Source organism: Pseudomonas sp. 34 E 7 (genome assembly GCF_900005715.1).
Classification (GTDB): Bacteria; Pseudomonadota; Gammaproteobacteria; order Pseudomonadales; family Pseudomonadaceae; genus Aquipseudomonas; species Aquipseudomonas orientalis_A.
Window position 1 is genome coordinate 66,700 of sequence record NZ_CVTX01000134.1, and the last position, 22,190, is coordinate 88,889.

Consider the following 22,190-nt stretch of genomic DNA (forward strand, 5'->3'; position numbering starts at 1 on the left):
GGCGCTCATGACCGTTTGTCAGAAATCTCATCATGCAGAGCTCTTTGAGCTTTGCACTGCTGCCTAGCCACCCAGTCCTGCTGGTTACGACAGTTCCCACGGAAAAATCAGAATCGTCCGACATACATTTCAAGGCTTGTATTATGCCAAAGAGATGGCAAAATGGAATCTGTTCTCGATAACGGGCATTTTGTGCGCTCAAAATTTGGCAGAGACGCCGGTTTTTGGCTGTTACTAATTAAAATAAAAAATACACAATTTTGTCTGCATAACGAGCCCGCAGTTTCTCTTTGAAGGCAGGTTTTTGTTGTGAGTAGTAGCTTTCGCATCCCCTCTGCACCTCCGCACGGTGAGGTTGATATCACCGCAGTTTTCCAAGCCATTTGGCAACAGAAAATCCTTATTTTATGTGTGACCGTAGGGGTGACATTGGCTGCGGCAGTCTATGCATTCACTGCAACTCCTGAGTACCAAGTAAGTAGTGTTTTGCGCCCCGCTGCTATCAATGAGCTGGATGCTTTGAATCGTTCTGAGGTCTATCAGCTACCCCCAGGGGATGCGCTTATCAAAGTAGGCGCATCGTTGGAGTCTTATGAGACTCGACTCAATTTCTTCAGGGCTAATCAGGAGTTGTTCAAGCCCTTCGAGCGCCCTGGACGTACACTTGAGCAAAGCTTTGACGCTTTTAATCGCGACTCGCTGAAGTTAGTGCTTCCCGATCCAAAAAAATCAGACTCTCTGAGTGCCTATATAGGTCTTGGGCTCACTTATCCGAAGGGTATTGATGGCGTCAACGTGCTTAATAAATTCGTTGATTTCGCGATTGGTGCTGAGCGTGAACAGATCGCTGCCGACCTCCGAGTGATTGTTAAAAACCGTCTAAGCGAACTGGAAGGTAAGATTGAAGCGGCTCGCTCAAGTTATAAGACGGATAAAGATGCGCGAATAGCAACGCTTCTAGAGGCCGACAATCTCAAGCGGGCACAGTTGCAGGACGAGCTGAAAGCTTTGCGCCAGCAAATCAAAACTACTCGCCAGGACCGCATTACGCAACTGGGTGAGGCTATTGCGATTGCTAAATCTCTCGGAATCGAGAAGCCGACGACACCTTCTGCCTTGGGTGAAAAAAGTACGGGTTCCAGCGAAAGTAGCAGCGTGATGCGAACAGAGATTAATAATCAGCAAATACCCCTTTATTTCATGGGCGTAGAAGCATTATCGGCTGAACGGACGGCGCTGTTGCAACGCAAGTCTGATGACTTTACCGAAGGCCGAATCGCCCAAATCGCTCGTGAATTGCAGTTGCTGCAGAGTAACCGTGAAATTGAGGTGTTAAACCAGCGGAAAAATGAAGACCTCTTTCTTTCCGGGGTTGAGCCTCTGAGGGCGGAGGTTGTACGCCTGAGAAATCTGGGCAATCTCGACATCAGCAACATGAAGCTGGTAACGATAGACCGAAAAGCGCTTGAGCCATTAAGACCTGTAAATCCTAAGAGAGTGTTGATACTGGCGGTCGGCATTTTTGTGGGTGGGATCTTGGGAGTTCTCTCTGCATTGGTCAGGCATTTTGTCGTCAGTGGTCGACGCGCCAGGCAACAGGAGGCCACTCCGCGGATCTCTAATGCTGAAGGTAAGCCATCGCACGAGAAGGCGGTACTGTAATCCTGCCTTTCAGTGCATCCAGCAAGCCATGATCTTGCATAGTCATGGCTCATTATTGGTCCCGGATTTTGAGGTTTACCGGGCATCCCTTGAGTATTCAACCATCGAAGCTTTGCACCCTGGTCGGGAGGGGAAGCTGTTTCCTTCGTCATCACCTAGTGCTTGGCCCGCGCTGCTATAAATTCAGTTTTTGGTAATTTCAAATGCAGGGCATTTGCAGAGGGGATTTCGCTGCGAGCTGGCTAATTGACGCTGCAGTGGGTGGCCTCGACGCCGTTGGAGTCTTTCACAGTTCGTTTTTGAATTGGAGGGTTAGAGCTGTATCATAGTGCCCTTTGTCGCCATCGAAAATACTGTGTCAGCGCACATAGGCAAGGTGTCAAAAGCATGCCGAACAAAAAAGGCCATTCGGCCGGCCGGTTGCAATACGCAGCAGAAGCGCCGCCGTGATAAGTATTTGGCGAGGTAGGGTGATCCAACGCTTTCAAGGATTTCAGCTAAAGGTTTTGGATGGGCGGCACGATTTTTCAGTAAAAATCAAGTAAACCTCTGTCCGAATGGTGGGGGGATCTGGACGTTAAGGACGTGTTTTGGATATGACAATGTTGAAGCGTAAGGGAATCATTCTTGCAGGAGGCGCGGGCACCCGCCTCTATCCATTGACACTGGGAGTGTCGAAGCAAATGCTCCCCATCTACGACAAACCGATGATCTTCTACCCGCTGTCTGTGCTAATGCTGGCAGGTATTCGTGAAATTTTGATTATCTCGACCCCCGATGATTTGCCAGGATTCCAGAAATTACTCGGTGACGGCAGCCAATACGGTGTGCAATTGAGCTATGCGGAGCAGCCTAATCCCGACGGCTTAGCGCAGGCATTCATTATAGGTGAGGAGTTTATTGGCAAAGACCCTGTGTGCCTGATTTTGGGCGATAACATTTTCTATGGTCAGCATTTTTCCGATAACCTGCGATCTGCCATGTCGCAGACGTCTGGTGCCACCGTATTTGGATATCACGTATCGGACCCGGAACGTTTCGGTGTGGTTGAGTTTGACCCTATTGGACGTGTGCTCAGTATTGAAGAAAAGCCCGCAAAACCTAAGTCGAATTATGCTGTTACAGGCCTGTACTTTTACGACAACCAAGTCGTGCAGATCGCTAAAAGCATCCTCCCATCCTCACGTGGCGAGCTTGAAATTACCGATGTAAATCGTGTTTACCTTGAGCAGCGAAGCCTGACTGTCGAAATGTTGGGGCGAGGCTTTGCTTGGCTGGACACGGGCACCCATGAGTCATTGTTGGAGGCGAGTCAGTTTGTGCATACCATTGAGCATCGGCAGGGCTTGAAAGTGGCTTGCCTCGAAGAAATCGCCTTTCATGCCGGCTGGATTACGCCCGAACAATTGGCCATTCAAGTGCAGCACTTGAGTAAAACAGGCTATGGGCAATACTTGCGGAACATACTTACTGAGCATACGAGCTAATGAAGTTTATAGAGACCAAGTTGGCCGGTGTGGTCATCATTGAGCCCAAAGTATTCGCGGATGACCGTGGATGGTTTATGGAAAGTTTCAATGAGCCGTTGTTTCATGAGCAACTCGCCGCATTAGGTCATCCAATCCCGCGCCCATTTGTACAAGACAATCATTCATGCTCAAAAAAGCATGTCTTGAGGGGACTGCACTTTCAGCATGATCCCCATGCCCAGGGCAAACTGGTGCGGGTTACCGCAGGCAGTGCCTATGACGTGGCGGTAGATATCAGAAAGGGCTCGCAAACATTTGGCCAGTGGGTGGGCGTCGAGTTGTCAGCGAGCAATGGCCGGATGCTTTGGATTCCAGAAGGATTTGCGCACGGGTTCTTAGCCTTGGAAGACAATACGGAGTTTCTCTACAAAACTACGGATACTTACTCCAGGGCCTGTGAGCAATCGATCAACTGGAGCGATCCCGCCATTGGTATCCAATGGCCGGTGACTCAGGAGTTGATCATCAGCCAGAAAGATAACGAAGCTCCGTTGCTCTCGGATGTGATTTCCTTTGTTTCAGCGCTAACAGGCAATGTGACGTCGAGTGAACTGCAAATAATCGGAGATGATCGTGGCAGTCTGATTGCCCTTGAGCAAGGGCGTGATATCCCGTTTGACGTCAGACGAGCCTATTACATTTTTGATACTAAAACAGGTGTCAGCAGGGGCTCGCACGCTCATTTCAGATTAGAGCAGTACATTATCTGCCTGTCTGGTAAATGCAGAATTTTGATCGACGACGGTGTGACGCGGAAGTCAATTTGGCTGGACGCCCCGAACAAGGCCATTCACATCAAGAGGCTGATTTGGCGCGAGATGCACGATTTCAGTGAAGATTGCGTTCTCCTGGTGTTCGCAAGCAATCATTATGATGAAGGCGATTATCTACGAAATTACGATGATTTCATGCGTGCGGTGAAACGATACGCTTGATTGAATAGCATGCTTGCTCAGGTCCAGCATTAGCGAGCCCGCCTTTTAGCGCGCGGCCTGATCAAGCAGCTTACAGATTTGCAGCGGTGCAGCGTTGGCTGTGCCTTATGCACCCAATAACGAAGCACCGAAATCAGGTATTTTTTGATGATCCCATTTCTCGATCTAAAATCATTGAACAAGGCTTATCGTGAAGAGCTCATAGAAGCAGCGACACGTGTCATTGATTCGGGCTGGTATATTCAGGGGGAATGCCTCAAGCGCTTTGAGGAGGAGTTTTCAGCCTACACGGGCGCACTTCACACTGTCGGTGTGGCGAACGGTCTGGACGCATTGACCTTGACCATACGTGCCTGGAAAGAGTTGGGGAAACTCAAGGATCACGATGAGGTTATAGTCCCGGCTAATACCTACATCGCGACATTACTGGCCGTCACCGAAAACAATTTGACACCGGTTCTGGTTGAGCCTGACGCAGACACCTACAACTTGTGCCCCAGGAACATCGAGCACGCACTAACTGAAAAAACGCGGTTGATCATGCCGGTTCATCTCTATGGACAGTTGGCTGACATGCCTGCGATTGATGCGATCGCAAAACGCGAGAATTTATTGGTGTTGGAAGACTCCGCTCAAGCACATGGCGCACAGGTGGCGGGTAAGAGTGCGGGTAGCTGGGGGGATGCATCTGGCTTCAGTTTCTACCCAGGCAAAAACTTGGGGGCGTTAGGGGACGCAGGTGCGATTACCTCCAGTGATGCTGAACTGGTCAATATGATTCAGGCATTACGAAACTATGGTTCCCATGAGAAGTACAAGAACCTGGTGCAGGGCGTGAATAGCCGGCTTGACGAAATTCAGGCTGCAATGTTGAGCGTGAAGCTTAAGTATCTTCAGGCGCAGACCGAGGCCCGTCGACGGGTTGCCGCCATTTATATGGCTGGGATAAAAAACCCATTGATTAAGTTGCCATTGAATACCGACGTTGACGTGATGAATCGTGCCTCGCATGTTTGGCATCTTTTTGTCATACGGTCCAACGTAAGAGAGGATTTACAGCGCCACTTGGAGAAATCCGGTGTTCAAACACTGATCCATTATCCCATCCCGCCTCACCAGCAGCAGGCTTATGCACAGTCCTACTTTTATAATAAGTCATTTCCTGTTACTGAAAGCATTCATCGGGAAGTATTAAGCTTGCCAATCAGTCCAGTGATGACCGACGCTGAGGCTCAGCATGTCGTTGAGGCTTGCAACAGCTTTTCTGTAGACGCCTGACATGACGCTGCTTCGGACAAGCCTCCTCAACGGTATTGCCGTCATTATCAAGATGCTCACTTTGTTGGGCATCAACAAAATGCTGGCAATTTATGTAGGGCCTTCTGGATATGCCGCCTTAGGCCAGTTTCAAAACGCTGTTCAGATGGTGACGACGTTCTCGACGGGCGCCATTAGCAACGGGGTGACCAAGTACACCGCTGAATACGACGGCGATGAAGAGGCGCAGCGTCGAGTGTGGCGCACGGCGGGCACAATCGCATTTGTCGGCTCAGTTGTAACATCTGTCTTGATTATTTGCTTCAGCAAACCGCTGGCTGTGTGGTGTTTTAATGATGAATCCTTGTACAGCGTGTTTATCTGGTGCGCTGCTACAGTGGTTTTTTTCTCCTTTAACACCTTGCTGCTCGCTATTCTCAATGGCAAAAAGGAAATCAACCGATACATCCTGGCCAATATCGGGGGGAGCCTCCTTTCCCTGCTGGTCACTATTGTCATGGTTGTAGGGTACGGATTATACGGGGCATTGATTTCCTTGGTGCTCTACCAATCCATTGCATTTTTTGTAACGTGCTTGCTCTGCTACAGAACGCCTTGGTTTCGGTTTTCAAATTTATTAGGACGTTTGGATAAGCAGGTCGCCATCAACCTGACTAAGTTCACTGCCATGGCGCTCACCACAGCCGCATGCGTGCCAGTCAGTCATATTTTGGTCCGGAATTATCTTGGTGCGGAGTTCGGCTGGGAAACGGCTGGTTATTGGGAGGCTATGTGGCGCTTAAGTACAGCGTATTTGCTGCTCGTGACAACGACGTTGGGTCTGTATTTTTTGCCGAAGTTATCGGAGCTGGTCAATCCTGAGGATATCAGGAAGGAGATCGTGCAAGGGTATAAGCTAATTCTGCCTGTTGCGATGGTCTGCGGGTTAGCGATCTACCTCCTGAGGGACTTTATTATCGGGCTTCTATTTACCAGTGCGTTCAGCCCCATGAGAGACTTTTTCGCTTGGCAGATGTTGGGCGATACACTGAAAATTGCAAGCTGGATCCTTGCGTACCTGATGCTGGGTAAAGCGATGGTTAAGATGTATATTTTTACAGAAGTGATTTTTGCATTCGGGTTTTATCTATTGACAATAGTATTGACGAAGGTGGGTGGGCCGGTTGGTGTGACGTGGGCTCATGCCGTTAATTACGGTTTTTACTTAGTTGTCATGTACTTTCTTATTTACAGAAAGCTCAATCAAAATAATGCAATATGAGGTCCTTTTGCCCATGAGTCGCTTGCTATCCTCAATTCGCGATTTAATTTTGACGCGAAAAGATATCAATAAGAGTATCGAGCTGGCCGAAGTCTATGGGGCCATACTCTGGGCTGTTGATAAGGGCGTCTACGATGATCCTGAGTTGGAGGATATATTAACTGGGCGATGCATGGATATCGTTCAAATAGGCGAAGCCGATTTACCTTCGAAGGATTGCATTCATCTCATATCTGAGCCGTATTTGATCGGTGGGCATACTCGGTTAATGGAGCAGCTCGCTACGATGCATGTGGAAAAGCCGGATCTCCTGATAACCCGCCAAAGCGACGAACGGGCAATCGAGCGTACCCGAAGCTTTTTCAATGAATGTGCCAGCTTGCAGCCCGGAACGCCGTTGCAGAAAGTAGCTGAAATTATAGAGTGCCTGAAGTCATATAAGAGAGTGGTTCTGCATATCCACCCTGATGATATAGTCGCTGTCATTGCCTGCCGTATTCTAAAAACGATCTCGGGCGCTAAGATTTTCTTTGTAAACCATGCTGACCATGTATTTACCTATGGTAGCACGGTGGCTGATGTGTATTTCGAAATCAGCACCTTTGGCTTGCATCGAGATATGAAGAAAACCATATCAGGGGATAAATCGTTTTTGGGTATTCCGCTGAGTACTCAATTAGTTTTAAAGAAACATCGTCTGCCCGATAAGGAAGATGCGCTGAATTTTTTCAGTGCGGCATCGCCGTTTAAGTTTAAGCCTGTTAAGGGATATGATTCAAGGCCCACAATCCAAAGGGTGTTGTCGGAGTTTAAAAGATCCACATTCTGGATAGTGGGAGCTAATCCGTACACGAATATTTGGTGGTGGCCACTAAAATTAAGATATTGGAGTCGCTTTAAGATTTTGTCGTCTGTACCTTATGCGAGTTATTTAACGCTTTTGGAAAAGGCTGACTTTTACGTAGATAGTTATCCTACGCCCGGCGGTACCGCATTTGCCGAGCAGCTCGTCAGTGGCCGTCGCTGTGTGGGGCTTCGCGCCCCGATACAGGGTTATTCGCCTGCAGATAACCTTAAGAGTAAAAGCATCGACGATCTAATGATGAGCATCCTCCAATGTGATAACGATGAGTCAGTCATTGAGTCGGTGTGCGCAGTCAATGGCTACGATGCCGTAAAGTCCCGCTATCGGGCGTGCCTTTATGACAACATACTGTGCGCCAATGAATTGGAAAAACATGTGGCATGGACGGGTGACGTTGCCGCTTATGAACAGGCAGGGAAAATAACTTCAGCCATTCCGCCCGTCATAATCGCTAAGTTAATAAGTTACGATAAACGCTTTTTATTGTTGGTGCTGCGTGAGTTAAGCGCCATGCAGAAGATGAAGATGGTGGTTAAACTAGCGCTTTTGAAGCTTAGAGGAGTGACAGGAAAGAGCCCGAGGTCGGATAAAGTATGAGGGTGTTAGCGCTACGGTTTTTTATTGTCCTTCTCTTGGTCTCGGATTACGTTATCTTGACGTTTCATGCGCCTGCTGTTTTTAGCGCCTGGCGTGAAGGCGGCGTATTACTCTATATCCTGCTGACAATGCTGCTTGTTTTTTTTCAGGCAGGCACGCACCACTCGATACCGCGCAAATATAAAGAACAGCTTTTGGTCTTTGCATTTTTCATTGTATTTTATTTATTGTGCGGAGACCTGTCTGATGGCTCATTTCGGATGTTTCGCTCTTTTGCGATGCCCGTTCTTTTTGCATTGATGTTGAATGCAGTATGCCGCGGGTTAGAGCTTGAAATGAAACTTCGGGTGATATATTCAACCCTGGTTATAATGACCTTTGTTTCTGGTGGTTACGCCGTTTATCAATATCTCACCATCAGTAATGCAGAACAATTCTGGTATTGGCCTTTACTCCTGGAAAAAGGTTTTGAACTGGAGGCGTATAATTCCATGAGAGATGGGAACGCCCGGATATCAGGTTTTTTTACCGGTACCCTAGAGTTTAACGCATTTGTTTTGAATACCGCGCTGTTCGCAAGTTGTTTACTTGTGAGCACGATGAGGAAACGCAAATATGGCTTAAGCTTCATCGGGTATTTGCTAACTGCTTTTTTTTCGATATTGTTAATTTGTTATGGTTCTGTGAGGACCGCCGTAATTGGAATGATATCGGCAGTGTTCTTTCTGGCGGTATTGCAACTGTTCAGGCGCAAAAGACTTGTTAGCGTGTTGGGGTACAGTTATGTGCTATTTTTTACATGCTCGATTTTTCTGTATCTTGCTCTGGGGTACACCGAAGACTTGTCCGCGCTTGATCGGGTAAGGCAGTGGTATGTGGTTCTGGAATCACTTGGTTCCATGCCATTGGGTCTGGGGTTTGGTGCCATCGGGCCGGGTCAGGCGCATTGGTATGACTCCCTATGGTTGAATCTCCTAGCGTCCGCTGGCTATTTAGGGCTCGCTGTCATGATCGGGCTCATCATGTTTTACGGTAAAATCGTCACAGTTAGTCAGCAGTTACGTTTGGGAGGGAGCGCCTTCATGGCAGGCATTGCCGATTATCTTGTTATCAGCTATCCATTCTTCCTAAGCAGTTTCTTCTTCCAGTCCTACACCAATAGTGTTGTCCTGTATCTTTTTGCGCTAGTTATAGTGGTGGTGATGTATGACTCGAAATATCGTGAAAATTAAACTTTCCATATTGGTTGTCTTGTATAAGCGGCATTATAAAGATTCGATCGCTATAACGACCTTGCTGGCGTGTGTTGAGCAATTTAGCGAAAAAGGAATTGAGGTCGATTTTTTTGTGTGGAATAACACTCCAGAGTATTCGCCAGTTTTAGCTAAAAAGAAATTGACGTGGCTGGAAGGTGATAACGAAGGTCTGTCCCATATTTATAATCGTGTCGCCACTCAGGCTTTTGGAACAGGCGCGACACATTTTTTGATTTCGGATGATGATACCGATTACTCCGCACCAAATTATGTTGGCTCGATTGCACAGGCGATTGAATGTGAAGCGAAATCACAGCCTGACGCATTTGGCGTGATGCTGCCGAAAATTTACTCGGGAGAGAAACTGGTCAGTCCAGGTGAGCGCTTCTGGTTTTTTGGTCGTCTCTCCCCGACGGTTGATAGCGGCATAAATACTTCACTTAATAAGCTGGCTATCAACAGTGGGGTAATATTTACAAAGGCGTGTTATGAACAGATGGCACCACTCTTCGATGAGCGTCTTAAATTTTATGCAACAGACACAGCGTTCTTCGTGAGGTATGAGTCTTACTATTCACACTTCTATGTACTTGATACAGCGCTGCAACACGATCTGTCTGAGGATACGTCGGACAGTCCCGATCGAGCTCTGTTTCGATTCCAGGAAATGATTCGTGGTTTTCGAGTGATTTTTGAACGAAAAGGTTTTTTCTTTCGCTCAATAATGGAAAATTATCTGATGTTTTCCGCGTTGAAGAAGAGCGTATCGTATAAGAATTCTGGTTTTCTCCGTTCATATGTTTCGTCTTTTAAAGAGAAAAAATAATGCTGATAGAACTGGTTGAATATCTTTCTTTAAAAGTCAGAAACCGCAGCATCAAGCTTGATAAGCGTATTCCTGATGGTTATCTTTTTGGCTTTGTGCTGTCTAAAGCTTTCATGATAGTAAATGGTCTGCTGAAGTTCAGACGATTTTCGATCATCTTGGTAGGCAAGGGCGTAACCGTAAAGGCGCGATCCCTAATCTATGGGGGCAAAGGGCTTATGATCGATGATGGATGCTTCATCGATGCTTTAGCAGTCAAAGGCATCACCTTAGGTGAAGGCGTTTCTTTGAAGAAAAATGTTATTATCGAGTGCACGGGCAGTCTTACTAAGCTGGGCGAAGGGCTATCGATTGGTAATAATGTCGGAATCGGCAGCGGCAGTTTTTTGGGCTGCGCTGGCGGTATTGTCATAGGTGATGACACGATTATCGGTAACTATGTATCGTTTCATTCGGAGAATCATAATTATGCTGATCCTGCAACGCCTATTCGTCTGCAGGGAGTAAATAACTCAGGAATCCACATCGGTAGTAATTGCTGGATAGGCGCTAAAGTTACTGTACTCGACGGTGTTTTCCTTGAGGATGGCTGTGTGGTAGCGGCGGGTGCCGTTTTAAAGGCTGGACGATATGCCGCTAACTCAATTTATGCCGGCGTCCCTGCGAAGCGCATAAGAGAACGTTGTTAAAAAGGATGTGTAGTGAAAAAAATTATATTTTTTCATTTGCTCAATGATTTTAGCGGGAGCCCCAAGGTTCTTTCTCAAGTGATTGATGCTGTATCGAAGAAAGGATATGACGCCGAATTGTTTTTAGGCGGGAAGGGGAGTTCCGGCTTTCTTTCATCTGTCCCTTGCATTCAACGACGCTACTTTTACAAACGCTTTGATAATAAAATTCTGACATTAATAAGTTATACAATTTCACAGATTACATTGTTTTTAAAGTTGCTGAAATATCGGAAGTCCTCTGCGATTTTCTATGTTAATACTTTGTTGCCTTTCGGTGCTGCTCTCGCGGGGAAGTTGTTAGGAGTCAAGGTTTTTTATCATATTCATGAAACATCTATTCGCCCCAAGCCGTTGAAGGCCTTCTTGCGCTGGGTAGTTGAAAAGTGCTCAAGTGGTAATATATTTGTATCTCGCTTTCTTGCTCGAGAGGAAGGCTTTCACCATGTCCGGAGCGAGGTTGTTTATAATTCAATCCCGCGAGACATGAGTCGCATTGCTACTCGTCATGTTTATCAACATTTGCCGCATGGGACGTTTTGCGTGCTGATGATTTGCTCTTTGAAAGCCTATAAGGGCGTCAATGAGTTTGTGCGTCTTGCTCGTTTGTTGAGTTCGGATTCAAGCTTCAAGTTTAATTTGATCCTTGGCGCAACGGAAGCTGAAGCCTCTGAGTTTTTCTCGGGTACTCAAATGCCTGATAATATTAATCTTGTCTTCAGCTGTGCTGATGTTACGCCCTATTACCAGCAAGCGAGTATTTTACTCAATCTTTCGAAAGCGCCTGAGTGCGTGGAAACGTTTGGTTTGACGATTCTCGAGGGCCTTTCATTTGGAGTCCCCTGTATCGTACCTCCGGCAGGGGGGCCTATTGAACTGGTTTCTGATGACTGCGAAGGGTATCTTATGGACTCTGGCAGAGTCGAAGACATTGCTGCAAAACTGGAATTCCTCAAAGAAAACTCAGATGTCTGTTATCGCCTGTCTGCGGCAGCGAAGGTAAAGTCACTTAGTTTCTCAAGTGAAAAATTTGAAAGTGGTGTGCTCGGGGTGTTTGATGGGATTTAAATTTGCAGTCATAGGCACGGTCGGTCTTCCAGCGCAATACGGGGGGTGGGAAACGCTGTCAGAGCAACTGGTGACATACCTGGATAGAGACTACGAGGTTTCGGTATATTGCAGCTCGAAGTCCTATGCGTCTCAACCCAAGAAATATGGCAACGCAGATTTGATCTACATTCCGTTAAAAGCTAACGGTGTGCAAAGTATCCCTTATGATATTGTCAGCATGCTGCATGCCTATCGCAAGAATGATATTTTGGTGATCTTAGGTGTCTCCGGGTGCATCGCACTTCCATTCATAAAAATGCTCACCAAGAAGAAGATTGTTGTCAATATCGATGGTTATGAATGGAAACGCGCAAAATGGTCACCTTTGGCCAAAAAATTCTTGAAGTTTTCAGAGGCTGTTGCAGTCAGATATTCTGACGCAGTGGTCACTGATAATCAGGTTCTTCAGGATTATGTCCGTAATGAGTACGGGCGGGAAAGTACTCTTATTGCCTATGGTGGCGATCAGGCCAAGGCACGAGCATTAACAGAATCCGATAAGGATCGCTATCCTTTTCTACGTAATCCTTATGCGTTTTCTGTATGCAGGATTGAGCCTGAAAATAATATCCACATTGTTGTCGAAGCTTTCCACGCCAGTGGTCTTCCTTTGGTCATCGTTGGAAACTGGAAGCAGAGTGAGTATGGGAAGGCGCTTCAGGATAAGTACGCAAGTGCGGAAAATCTCCATCTGCTAGACCCTATCTACAACGGTGATGAGTTGAGCCCTTTGCGCAGCAATGCCACTATTTACATTCATGGACACAGTGCCGGTGGAACTAATCCTTCCCTTGTCGAAGCGATGTGGTTGAGCTTGCCCATTATTGCATTCGATGTGTCATTCAATCGGGCTTCTACCGAGGACAACGCTAAGTTCTTCGATTCCAGTGATTCACTTATAACCCACGCATCCATGCTTTTTGCCGACGAGGCGGCACGTGCGGCCCTGAGTGAAAAAATGCATGAAGTTGCGGTGCGTCGATATCGTTGGGAGGGGGTATCGTCTCAATACGATAAGCTATTCAAACAATTGTTGTCGTCTGATAAGGCTTGATTATGTCCGATGGTTTGAGTGGTGCGTCCCTTTCACAAATGCCGAAGGTTCTTCTTACCGGAGGCACTGGTTTCGTCGGGCTTCCATTGCTCCAGGCCTTGGCTGCGGCCAGGTATCCGGTTGTCAGCGTGACACGCAAGAACGCTGCTATTACGCTGCCGGGTGTACAAAGTTGCGTGATCCCAACATTGTCTCGGGACAATAATTGGGATGCGCTCCTACAGGGGGTGGAGGTAGTCATTCACTCCGCTGGGCGTGCCCACATTATGAACGAGACCCATAGCAACCCGCTGCAGGCTTTTCGTGAAGTGAATGTGGACGCGACGCTTAATCTTGCTCGGCAAGCTGCGCAAGCCGGTGTGAAGCGTTTTATTTTTATCAGCTCCGTTAAGGTCAATGGCGAAGAGACTGATAGAAATCGTGCGTTCAAGCCTTCGGATGCCCCCGCTCCGCTCGATGATTATGGCGTGTCTAAGCTGGAGGCCGAGCAGGCGTTGATGGTGTTGGCGAAGGAAACCGCAATGAGCGTAGTAATCATCAGGCCTGTCCTGGTGTATGGCCCAGGTGTAAAGGCAAACTTTGAAAAGATGTTAGCTGCCGTAGATAAAGGGCTGCCTCTGCCACTTCGGTCGATCAACAACCGCAGGAGCTTGGTATTCATTGACAACTTGATAGATTTGATTTGTTTGTGCATTCATCACCCAACGGCAGCAAATCGTATATTTCTGGTGAGTGACGGCAATGACCTGTCCATCGGGCAGATTCTAGAAAAGCTGGCTGTGGCAATGAACAAAAAGTCTCGCATATTTTCGGTTCCACAGGGGCTTTTGGGGCTGGCTGCTTCTGCGGTGGGTAAGCGAGATTTCTTTCAACGTCTATGTGGCTCGCTTCAAGTCGATATTGCTGATACACGAGAGCTCTTAGGCTGGGTTCCCCCTGTTAGCATTGATGAGGCGTTTGCTATTACAGCTCGTTCTTATCAGGAAAAACGACATGGCTCCCACCATGGCTAATTTGGCCATGGTGCTTCAAGCCCGGGATAATAACTTTAATTTTATCCGCGTGGTTGCGGCGCTCTTCGTTCTGGTTTCCCACGCTTACCCGCTCTCGCGTGGTGCGGCTGAGGTCGAGCCGCTTGTGGCGCAGCTCGGTTTTTCGCTTGGCGGTTTAGGTGTATTTACCTTTTTCTGTATATCAGGGTTTTTTATATCCCTGAGTTACCAACGTTCAAAAAGCAAGATTGACTTCGTCGTTGCAAGATTTTTAAGATTATATCCAGCACTCCTGGTTGTTCTGGTGTTGAGTGCATTCGTTGTAGGGCCATTGTTCGCGACTATGAGTCTGCGCGATTACCTCTCATCAAGTGAGGTCTATAGTTATGTGACCTCTAATTTAAAGTTGAAAACGATTCAATTTCAACTGCCGGGTCTTTTTCAAAATAATCCTTATCCAGGTATTAATGGTTCGTTGTGGACGCTGTATTATGAAGTTTTATTGTACGCTCTGGTTTTGACGTTGGGCGTTGTCGGGCTGCTGAAAAGTTTGCCGCGGGTGTCAATGTTTTTCGTAGTGTACTTTGTTTTTTATTTTGTGTTTAAAATATTGTTAGCGCGTGAGGGCATTCATCCCGGGTTTCAGACGCTTATGTGGGTGCAGTGGAGCTTTCCGTTTATAATCGGCATGCTGCTTTATTCGTATAGGTCCAATATTTGGTTGGATTATCGTATTTTAGGTGCTTGCTGGTTAGTTACGTTTTTGCTGTTCAAGTCCCCTGTTTTTGTTGAAGCCTTTGTGGTTGCTTGGAGTTACTCTGTGTTCTGGGTGGCCTTCAATACACCATGGTTTGCTCGTCAATTTAATAAATTGGGGGATTATTCTTATGGCCTCTATATCTATGCATTTCCGACTCAAGAGATTTTGGCCCACCTCTGTAAAGGGATATCGCCTGTGGCCATGATTCTAGTGGCTTTACCGCTAGCGCTTGTCCCCGCCGTGCTGTCCTGGCACTTTATCGAACATCCTTGTATCTTGCGTAAAAAGGCAATTGCTCAGAGAGTATCTCTGTCGCTCGCTAGGCTTTGCGCGATGTTTACTAAATACTCAACTAAATAGCTCTGATTTTAAAGGTTGGTGTCCCGAAATGAAGCGTTTTTTTGATCTATTACTGAGCTTTTTTGCTCTGCTCATACTATTGATCCCGATCGTGCTTGTTACCCTTGCGGTAAAATTGACGTCAAAAGGTCCTGCTCTTTATTGGTCTGATCGTGTGGGTGCGAATAATACAGTATTCAAAATGCCGAAATTTCGCTCGATGCGTACTGGAACCCCCGCGGTGGCCACGCATCTGTTGCAAGATCCGGCGCAGTACCTGACACCCATTGGAAATTTCTTAAGGAAGTCTAGTCTGGATGAGTTGCCTCAATTATGGAGCATCATCGCCGGCGACATGAGTTTTGTGGGCCCCAGGCCGGCGCTTTTTAACCAGGCTGACCTTATTGCATTGCGCACAGAGCAAGGTGTTCACCTTGTAAGGCCTGGCCTCACGGGCTGGGCGCAGGTGAATGGACGGGACGAGTTGCCGATACCTGTCAAGGTTAGTTATGATGCCTATTATGCGAAAAATATGAGTTTGTTTTTCGATCTGAAAATCCTGTTTTTGACAGCTTTGAAGGTACTCAAGCGAGATGGCGTTTCCCATTAGTACGATGGAGTTCGTCAATGAGTAGCTTGTTCGGACAGGCAACGTACAGTGCTTTTTGTTCTGCGTTTATTGCGCGGTCGACAAGAATTTTGATCTAACGCAAGGACCGTAGGTGAATCATGATTAACCGGTTGCGCACTTGGCTATTGAAACTGCCTCGTCACCAAAAACGATTGATACAGGTAGTTGCGGACGTTATTTTGGTGTTCTTCGCACTGTGGATGGCATTCGTTGTTCGCCTCGGCATCGACGAGATGACCAACCCTATCAAAATGCATCTTTGGTTGTTTTTAGCCGCACCGGTAGTCGCTATTCCGCTTTTCATCCGCTTCGGTATGTACCGTGCCGTCATGCGCTATTTTGGCAATGACGCACTGGTAGCGATTATCAAGGCTGTGAGCCTTTCATCGCTGATCCTGGGCGTCGTCGTCTATTGGTATAGCAATCATCAAAATGTCGTGCCCCGATCAATTATCTTTAACTACTGGTGGTTGAGCTTGATCATGGTCGGTGGTTTGCGTTTGACCATGCGGCAATACTTTTTGGGCGATTGGTTCGCCGCTGCCCAGCATGTGCCATTTACCAGTCGTGAAGACGGCCTTCCTCGTGTCGCCATTTATGGTGCCGGCGCCGCAGGTAATCAATTGGTGGCCGCGCTGCGTATGGGACGCCTTATGCGCCCCGTAGCTTTTATCGATGACGACACTACTATCTCGGATCGTGTCATTTCCGGCCTTCAAGTCTATAAGCCTAAACATATTCAACGGATGATCGATGTGACGGGCGCTCAGGAGATTCTTTTGGCCATTCCTTCGTCCAGCCGCGGGCGGCGTCGTGAGATTCTCGGCTTTTTGGAAGGTTTTCCGCTCCATGTTCGCAGTGTTCCCGGTTTCATGGACCTCGCCAGTGGCCGGGTCAAGGTTGACGATATTCAGGAAGTTGATATTGCTGACTTGCTGGGGCGTGATTCGGTACCTGCGCAGGATGAACTGCTCGAGCATTGCATTATGGGGCAAACCGTCCTTGTGACGGGAGCGGGGGGATCTATCGGTTCTGAGCTGTGCCGGCAAATCCTTGACCTCCGGCCAACGACTCTGCTGTTGTTCGAGCACAGTGAGTTCAATCTCTACAGCATTCTTTCTGAGTTGGAACAGCGCATTACTCGTCATTCGTTACCGGTCAAATTACTGCCGATACTGGGGTCGGTACGTGATCAGGCCAAGTTGCTTGATGTGATGAAAACCTGGCGTGTTGATACGGTTTATCATGCAGCGGCTTATAAACATGTGCCGATTGTCGAGCACAATATTGCAGAAGGTGTGTTGAATAATGTGATCGGCACACTGAATACCGCTCAGGCTGCACTTCAAGCGGGTGTGTCGAACTTCGTCCTAATCTCGACAGATAAGGCGGTGCGTCCAACCAATGTCATGGGCAGCACCAAGCGCCTTGCAGAGCTGACGCTTCAAGCCTTGAGCGGTGAACTCGCGCCTGTTTTGTTTGGTGATAAGTCTAATGTCTCCCATGTGAATAAAACCCGCTTCACCATGGTGAGATTTGGTAATGTATTGGGTTCATCCGGCTCTGTGATTCCCTTGTTTCACAAGCAGATAAAGTCTGGCGGGCCCCTGACGGTTACGCATCCGAAAATCACGCGTTACTTCATGACCATTCCAGAAGCGGCTCAATTGGTCATACAGGCTGGTTCCATGGGGCTTGGAGGTGATGTGTTCGTGTTGGATATGGGGGAGCCTGTCAGGATCATCGAGCTGGCCGAAAAGATGATCCATTTGTCAGGGTTGAGTGTACGCTCCGACAAAAATCCTCACGGTGATATCGCTATCGAATTTTCCGGATTGCGCCCCGGTGAAAAGCTGTACGAAGAACTATTGATCGGTGACAATGTAGTGGCAACACAGCACCCGATGATTATGAGTGCCAACGAGGATCATTTGCCGTGGGAGGCCCTCAAGGCCAAACTGTCTGAATTGCTGGCAGCGATCGATCAAGATGACTACAACCGAGTCCGTCAATTGTTACGTGATACGGTCAGTGGTTATACGCCGGATGGCGAAATTGTTGATTGGATCTACCAGCAGAGGCGATTGGAGCCATAGATTGCCGCGTTATTTGGCATTACAGATATCGATGTTCAAATAGGTAAGTTTTCAGTCGTTTTCTTCCTTTAATAAGCCGATCATTGATCGGCTTATTATTTTATGTGATTAAAATTTAAACATTTCTTTTTACTTGCGAGTTTACTATTTTTGCAGGATTGCCTACAACGGTAGTATTGGCTGGGACTGATCGGGTAACTACAGCCCCTGCGCCGACCATTGCGTTTTCACCGATTTCTAAGCCGGGCAAGATGGTGCAGTTTGCGCCCAAGGAAGCGCCTTTTCTTACAATAGTCCGATCGAAACTTTCAGGGTAAACTTTACTTCTGGGATATAGGTCATTGGTAAAAGTAACGTTGGGGCCGATGAATACGTCATCCGAAATCGTAATTCCATCCCAGATTTGAACTCCGCATTTAATCGTTACCCTATCTCCAATAGTTACATCATTCTCAATGAATACGTGGTCGCAGATATTGCAGTCCGCTCCAACTTTGGCGCTGGGTAAAATATGCGCAAATGCCCAAATCCTGGAGCCTTTACCAATGGTTGAGGATTCACACAATGCATGGGAGTGCACGAAGTAGTCTTTTGGCGCGTTCATTTTTTCTCCATTTACCGTTGACTCAAAATGCAATTGTTTCATGAAAAAGAAACGATTCCTTTTTTTGTGTATTTTACTTGACGGACGGCCTGCCTGGGTAGCACACATACGACAGTATTTCAATGAGAGGGGAACGTATGTGTTTTTTCAAAAGCCTCTGCGAGAACTGGGTCGACAACGGTGTATTGCGTTAGAGGAATAGCCTAACATACCTTGTAACCCACTCATTTTTGACTCTCCTCCCGCATCATCTAAGTTAGAAAAGCAGCTTCGGAAAAGCTGCTTTTTTCTTACCGATGTCATGGAGCGTCACCGATGCAAAACACCTACGTTTCCTCCCTTGTCTTTGCCTTCCTCGCCAGCCTCTCTGTCGCCACCACCGCAGCCCCATCCGCCAAACCTGAAGTCCCAACCCCCATCTCCGCGCAAATGATCAAAGCCGAGCAGTCTGCCAAGGTCAACCTCAACGCGGCCGATGCTGAAACCCTGCGACGCGATTTGTTCGGTATCGGCGCCGCCAAGGCGAAAGCGATCGTTGCTTTTCGCGAAAGCAATGGCCCTTTCACTGCGGTGGATGAGTTGCTGGAGGTAAAGGGTATTGGCAAGGCCCTGCTGGAGAAGAATCGCGACAGGTTGGTTATCAACTGAAGGACGTAGCCAGGAAGGCCGATCATTGATCGGCCTTTTAGCCTGGGTGTTTCCAGCCCAGTCCTGGCATGAAATGTGGTTAGCTCAAGATTATCGATTGTTCGACAGTCACCTTTAATGGAGGATCGCCCCATGTACAAAGACTATCCGGCCGCCTACCAAGTCAGTAAAGGCTCGGCATTACAGGTGGATACGGCGTTCTACGAGCGCATCCGGGATCGCCGGGACCAACGCACGCTGGTCGGACAGTTCGATGTGCCTATCCGCACGGGCAGGGCATGGAAAGTCCCTGCCGGGCATGTCTTCCGCGTGACCACTCCGGTGGGCCCGCAAGTGGGGGATTTCAACGTGTGGAACGCCAATGATCCGCGCGAGCGCCTCTGGGCAGCTCGCACCCGGCAACTTCAAGGTGCCCATGTCAGCACCCACGACCGTTTGTGGTCGAACCTTCCGTTCCTGCGGCCACTGGTCACCATTACCGATGACAGCCTGGCAGGCTACGGCATCGATGAACATGGCGGGCGCCTGCATGATTTGCTTGGCACGCGCTGCGATCCTTATGTGAACCGTATGCTCACCGGGGAGGACTTTCATCATCATTGCCATTCGAACCTGACTCGCGCGGTATTGCCCCACGGTCTGACGGAATTCGATGTGCACGACGTGCTGAATATTTTCCAGTGCACCGGACTCAATCACGATGACATGTACTTTATGAAAGCCTGTCCGGCACAGAAGGGCGATTACCTGGAGTTTTTTGCCGAGATTGATTTGCTGTGCGCGCTGTCGACGTGTCCGGGTGGGGATTTGTCGCTGCCGATGTGGGGGCCGGACGCGCAGGACCCGTTGACGGTGTGTCGTCCGTTGGGGGTAGAAATCTACCAATTGGAGGAGGGGTTGCTTGAAGGCTGGAGTCAGCCCGAGCGTGCTGCCTATAAAGGGCAGCACGGGTTGCAGATTGCCAAGGCGGCTTGGGAGTAACCCCAGGGCTCAACGATCCTGGGCATCCTTGGCATCCGCCTGCGCATTGTGCTCGGCCACGCGTTTGCGTTGTTCGTCGGTGAGTTCCACTTTGTTGGCGCTGTCGCGCAGCATCATCAATCCACCGACGATCGATCCGATCGCAACTACCATAATCAACCACGCATACCACGGCATAAGGCTCTCCTTGAGGCAGGTTGCCGGGGGAGAATTCTCCCACGGTAATAACTGCTTTGAGTTACGGGCGTTCTGAGTAGTTCAGTGTAGGCCCGTTCTGCCTCACGAGTCTTATAGCCCGGTCAACATTGCATCTGCCGGCGCATCGGCGCGGTCTTGGGCGGTCAGTTGGAAGTAGATGAAGCCCACGGCCATGAAGCCAAGGAAGATCAGCCCGATCAGTGTATTGAACCAGGCCATCGCCACCAGGCACACCACGGCCAGTACCAGCGCGATGCCCGGTACGATGGGGTAGCCCGGTGCGCGGAAAGTCCGCTCCAGCAGCGGTTCGGTTTTGCGCAATTTGAACAGGCTGAGCATGCTCATGATGTACATGACGATGGCGCCGAACACCGCCATGGTGATCATCGCGGCGGTCAGGGTCATGCCGCCAAGGTTGATCAGGCCGTCGCTGTAGATGGCCGCGATGCCGACCACGCCGCCGGCGATGATGGCGCGGTGAGGTGTCTGAAATCGCGACAGTTTGGCCAGGAAGGGCGGCAGGTAACCGGCGCGCGCCAGGGCGAAGAACTGGCGCGAGTAGCCGAGGATGATGCCGTGGAAACTTGCCACCAGGCCGAACAGGCCGATCCAAACGAGCATGTGCAACCAGCCGGAGCTTTCGCCCACCACGGTTTTCATGGCCTGGGGCAGCGGGTCGTTGATGTTTGACAGGGTGCGCCAGTCGCCCACGCCGCCCGCGAAGAACATCACGCCCATGGCCAGGATTACCAGGGTGAGGATGCCGCTGATGTAGGCTTTTGGAATGGTACGCTTGGGATCTTTCGCTTCTTCGGCGGCCATGGCCGCGCCTTCGATGGCGAGGAAGAACCAGATGGCGAAGGGGATCGCGGCGAACATGCCGGCAATCGCCGGGGCACCGAAGGTGTCGGCGCCGGCCCAGCCGTTCAGGGCGAAGTTGCTGAAGCTGAACGCCGGGGCAACGACGCCCATGAACACCAGCAGCTCGGCGACGGCGAGCACGCAGACCACCAGTTCGAAGGTGGCGGCGAGTTTCACGCCGAGGATGTTCAGGCCCATGAACACGATGTAGGCGCCGACGGCGGCGTGTTTCGGGTCCAGCGCTGGAAACTGCACGTTGAGGTAGGCGCCGATGGCCAGGGCGATCGCGGGTGGCGCGAAGACAAATTCGATCAGGGTTGCCAGGCCGGCGATCAAGCCGCCTTTTTCACCGAAGGCGCGGCGGCTGTAGGCAAAGGGGCCGCCGGCATGGGGAATCGCCGTGGTCAGTTCGGTGAAGCTGAAGATGAAGCAGGTGTACATCGCGGCGACCATCAATGAGGTCACCAGAAATCCCAGTGTGCCGGCCACACCCCAGCCATAGCTCCAGCCGAAGTACTCGCCGGAAATCACCAGCCCGACAGCGATGCCCCATAGATGCAGGGTGCCCAAGGTGGGTTTGAGTTGTGTGTTCATTGTGAGGAGTTCCCTGAACGGTTGGAATGATTCAGGGTGTTGCAGTGGGCATGCCAGCCTGAGAATCATTGTCGTAAAGCGATGCAACTGTCGTGTGGAAGATGGTTTGGCGTTTGAAAATTCTCATCATTGCACCAGGCAGGTGCAGCCCTGCCTGGACTGCCGCCATCGCGGGCAAGCCCGGCTCCCACAGTGGACCGCATTCCAGTATGGGAGTGGGCTTGCCCGCGATGAACATAGGTATCTACACAACTCTGTATCGCTCACCCGTAACCACGATGCGAAGCGAGCCGCTCTTGATCTGGCTTTTGATCCTAGGCGCCCCGTTAAACCACGCTGGCCGAACGCAGGCTTGAATCCGTGGGTAACCCGGCAGGACGCCGGG

Annotated in this window: 20 protein-coding genes and 1 pseudogene; 18 read left to right on the forward strand and 3 right to left on the reverse strand. The window is 49.2% G+C overall.

What is annotated here, in order from left to right:
* The first annotated feature begins 309 nt into the window (after positions 1-309).
* The 16 genes and pseudogenes from BFP96_RS12355 to BFP96_RS12425 all read left to right on the forward strand — a co-directional run bounded on the left by BFP96_RS12355 (position 310) and on the right by BFP96_RS12425 (position 17,919).
* Complete coding sequence (locus tag BFP96_RS12355; RefSeq protein ID WP_065936291.1) at positions 310-1,662, forward strand: Wzz/FepE/Etk N-terminal domain-containing protein; 1,353 nt, start codon at positions 310-312, stop codon at positions 1,660-1,662.
* A 596-nt stretch (positions 1,663-2,258) separates the two neighbouring features.
* Positions 2,259-3,149 carry a glucose-1-phosphate thymidylyltransferase RfbA gene (gene rfbA, locus BFP96_RS12360; protein ID WP_065936292.1) on the forward strand — a complete coding sequence of 297 codons (891 nt, stop codon included), beginning with the start codon at positions 2,259-2,261 and terminating at the stop codon, positions 3,147-3,149.
* Positions 3,149-3,706: pseudogene (gene rfbC / locus BFP96_RS31260) on the forward strand (dTDP-4-dehydrorhamnose 3,5-epimerase); the annotation flags it as partial. The gene rfbA and the pseudogene rfbC, both read left to right, overlap by 1 nt.
* Before the next feature lie 21 nt (positions 3,707-3,727).
* The gene (locus BFP96_RS31265) at positions 3,728-4,126 is read left to right on the forward strand and encodes a sugar 3,4-ketoisomerase (RefSeq protein ID WP_170876006.1); all 399 of its coding nucleotides are present in this window, start codon (positions 3,728-3,730) and stop codon (positions 4,124-4,126) included.
* Positions 4,127-4,273: 147 nt separating this feature from the next.
* On the forward strand, positions 4,274-5,404 hold the full coding sequence (locus tag BFP96_RS12370) for a DegT/DnrJ/EryC1/StrS family aminotransferase (RefSeq protein ID WP_065936294.1): 1,131 nt from the start codon (positions 4,274-4,276) through the stop codon (positions 5,402-5,404).
* Position 5,405: 1 nt separating this feature from the next.
* Positions 5,406-6,665, forward strand: coding sequence for an O-antigen translocase (locus tag BFP96_RS12375; protein WP_065936295.1), 1,260 nt, complete (start codon positions 5,406-5,408; stop codon positions 6,663-6,665).
* A 13-nt stretch (positions 6,666-6,678) separates the two neighbouring features.
* Positions 6,679-8,127 carry a hypothetical protein gene (locus BFP96_RS12380; protein ID WP_065936296.1) on the forward strand — a complete coding sequence of 483 codons (1,449 nt, stop codon included), beginning with the start codon at positions 6,679-6,681 and terminating at the stop codon, positions 8,125-8,127.
* Positions 8,128-8,183: 56 nt separating this feature from the next.
* The gene (locus BFP96_RS12385; protein ID WP_139113392.1) at positions 8,184-9,359 is read left to right on the forward strand and encodes a hypothetical protein; all 1,176 of its coding nucleotides are present in this window, start codon (positions 8,184-8,186) and stop codon (positions 9,357-9,359) included.
* A complete protein-coding gene (locus BFP96_RS12390; RefSeq protein WP_139113393.1) occupies positions 9,334-10,209 on the forward strand; it encodes a hypothetical protein in 876 nt (291 codons plus the stop codon). The genes BFP96_RS12385 and BFP96_RS12390 overlap by 26 nt, the downstream gene beginning before the upstream one ends.
* The gene (locus tag BFP96_RS12395) at positions 10,209-10,898 is read left to right on the forward strand and encodes an acyltransferase (RefSeq protein WP_065936298.1); all 690 of its coding nucleotides are present in this window, start codon (positions 10,209-10,211) and stop codon (positions 10,896-10,898) included. Before BFP96_RS12390 ends, BFP96_RS12395 begins: the two co-directional genes overlap by 1 nt.
* 12 nt (positions 10,899-10,910) lie before the next feature.
* On the forward strand, positions 10,911-12,005 hold the full coding sequence (locus tag BFP96_RS12400; protein ID WP_065936299.1) for a glycosyltransferase family 4 protein: 1,095 nt from the start codon (positions 10,911-10,913) through the stop codon (positions 12,003-12,005).
* Positions 11,995-13,101 (forward strand): DUF1972 domain-containing protein, encoded by a 1,107-nt coding sequence (locus tag BFP96_RS12405; protein ID WP_065936300.1) that lies wholly within the window; start codon positions 11,995-11,997, stop codon positions 13,099-13,101. The genes BFP96_RS12400 and BFP96_RS12405 overlap by 11 nt, the downstream gene beginning before the upstream one ends.
* A gap of 2 nt (positions 13,102-13,103) precedes the next feature.
* Entirely contained in the window at positions 13,104-14,114 is a 1,011-nt protein-coding gene (locus tag BFP96_RS12410; RefSeq protein WP_256548962.1) for an NAD-dependent epimerase/dehydratase family protein, read from the forward strand.
* Entirely contained in the window at positions 14,095-15,213 is a 1,119-nt protein-coding gene (locus BFP96_RS12415; RefSeq protein ID WP_170876003.1) for an acyltransferase family protein, read from the forward strand. The genes BFP96_RS12410 and BFP96_RS12415 overlap by 20 nt, the downstream gene beginning before the upstream one ends.
* 28 nt (positions 15,214-15,241) lie before the next feature.
* On the forward strand, positions 15,242-15,802 hold the full coding sequence (locus BFP96_RS12420) for a sugar transferase (RefSeq protein WP_065936301.1): 561 nt from the start codon (positions 15,242-15,244) through the stop codon (positions 15,800-15,802).
* A gap of 119 nt (positions 15,803-15,921) precedes the next feature.
* On the forward strand, positions 15,922-17,919 hold the full coding sequence (locus BFP96_RS12425) for a polysaccharide biosynthesis protein (RefSeq protein ID WP_170876004.1): 1,998 nt from the start codon (positions 15,922-15,924) through the stop codon (positions 17,917-17,919).
* Positions 17,920-18,034: 115 nt separating this feature from the next.
* On the opposite strand, the gene BFP96_RS29105 is transcribed toward BFP96_RS12425, so the two are convergent.
* A complete protein-coding gene (locus BFP96_RS29105; RefSeq protein WP_371914767.1) occupies positions 18,035-18,565 on the reverse strand; it encodes an acyltransferase in 531 nt (176 codons plus the stop codon).
* Between the two features lie 273 nt (positions 18,566-18,838).
* Between BFP96_RS29105 and BFP96_RS12430 the strand changes: the two genes are divergently transcribed.
* The gene (locus tag BFP96_RS12430; RefSeq protein WP_065936302.1) at positions 18,839-19,171 is read left to right on the forward strand and encodes a ComEA family DNA-binding protein; all 333 of its coding nucleotides are present in this window, start codon (positions 18,839-18,841) and stop codon (positions 19,169-19,171) included.
* A 132-nt stretch (positions 19,172-19,303) separates the two neighbouring features.
* Positions 19,304-20,152 carry an urea carboxylase-associated family protein gene (locus tag BFP96_RS12435; protein ID WP_065936303.1) on the forward strand — a complete coding sequence of 283 codons (849 nt, stop codon included), beginning with the start codon at positions 19,304-19,306 and terminating at the stop codon, positions 20,150-20,152.
* A 9-nt stretch (positions 20,153-20,161) separates the two neighbouring features.
* Here BFP96_RS12435 and BFP96_RS12440 read toward each other — a convergent pair whose 3' ends face one another.
* Positions 20,162-20,329: a DUF2897 family protein gene (locus BFP96_RS12440; RefSeq protein ID WP_065936304.1), complete on the reverse strand. Its 168-nt coding sequence runs from the start codon at positions 20,327-20,329 to the stop codon at positions 20,162-20,164.
* Between the two features lie 111 nt (positions 20,330-20,440).
* On the reverse strand, positions 20,441-21,805 hold the full coding sequence (gene eat, locus BFP96_RS12445; RefSeq protein WP_065886430.1) for an ethanolamine permease: 1,365 nt from the start codon (positions 21,803-21,805) through the stop codon (positions 20,441-20,443).
* Positions 21,806-22,190 lie beyond the last annotated feature (385 nt).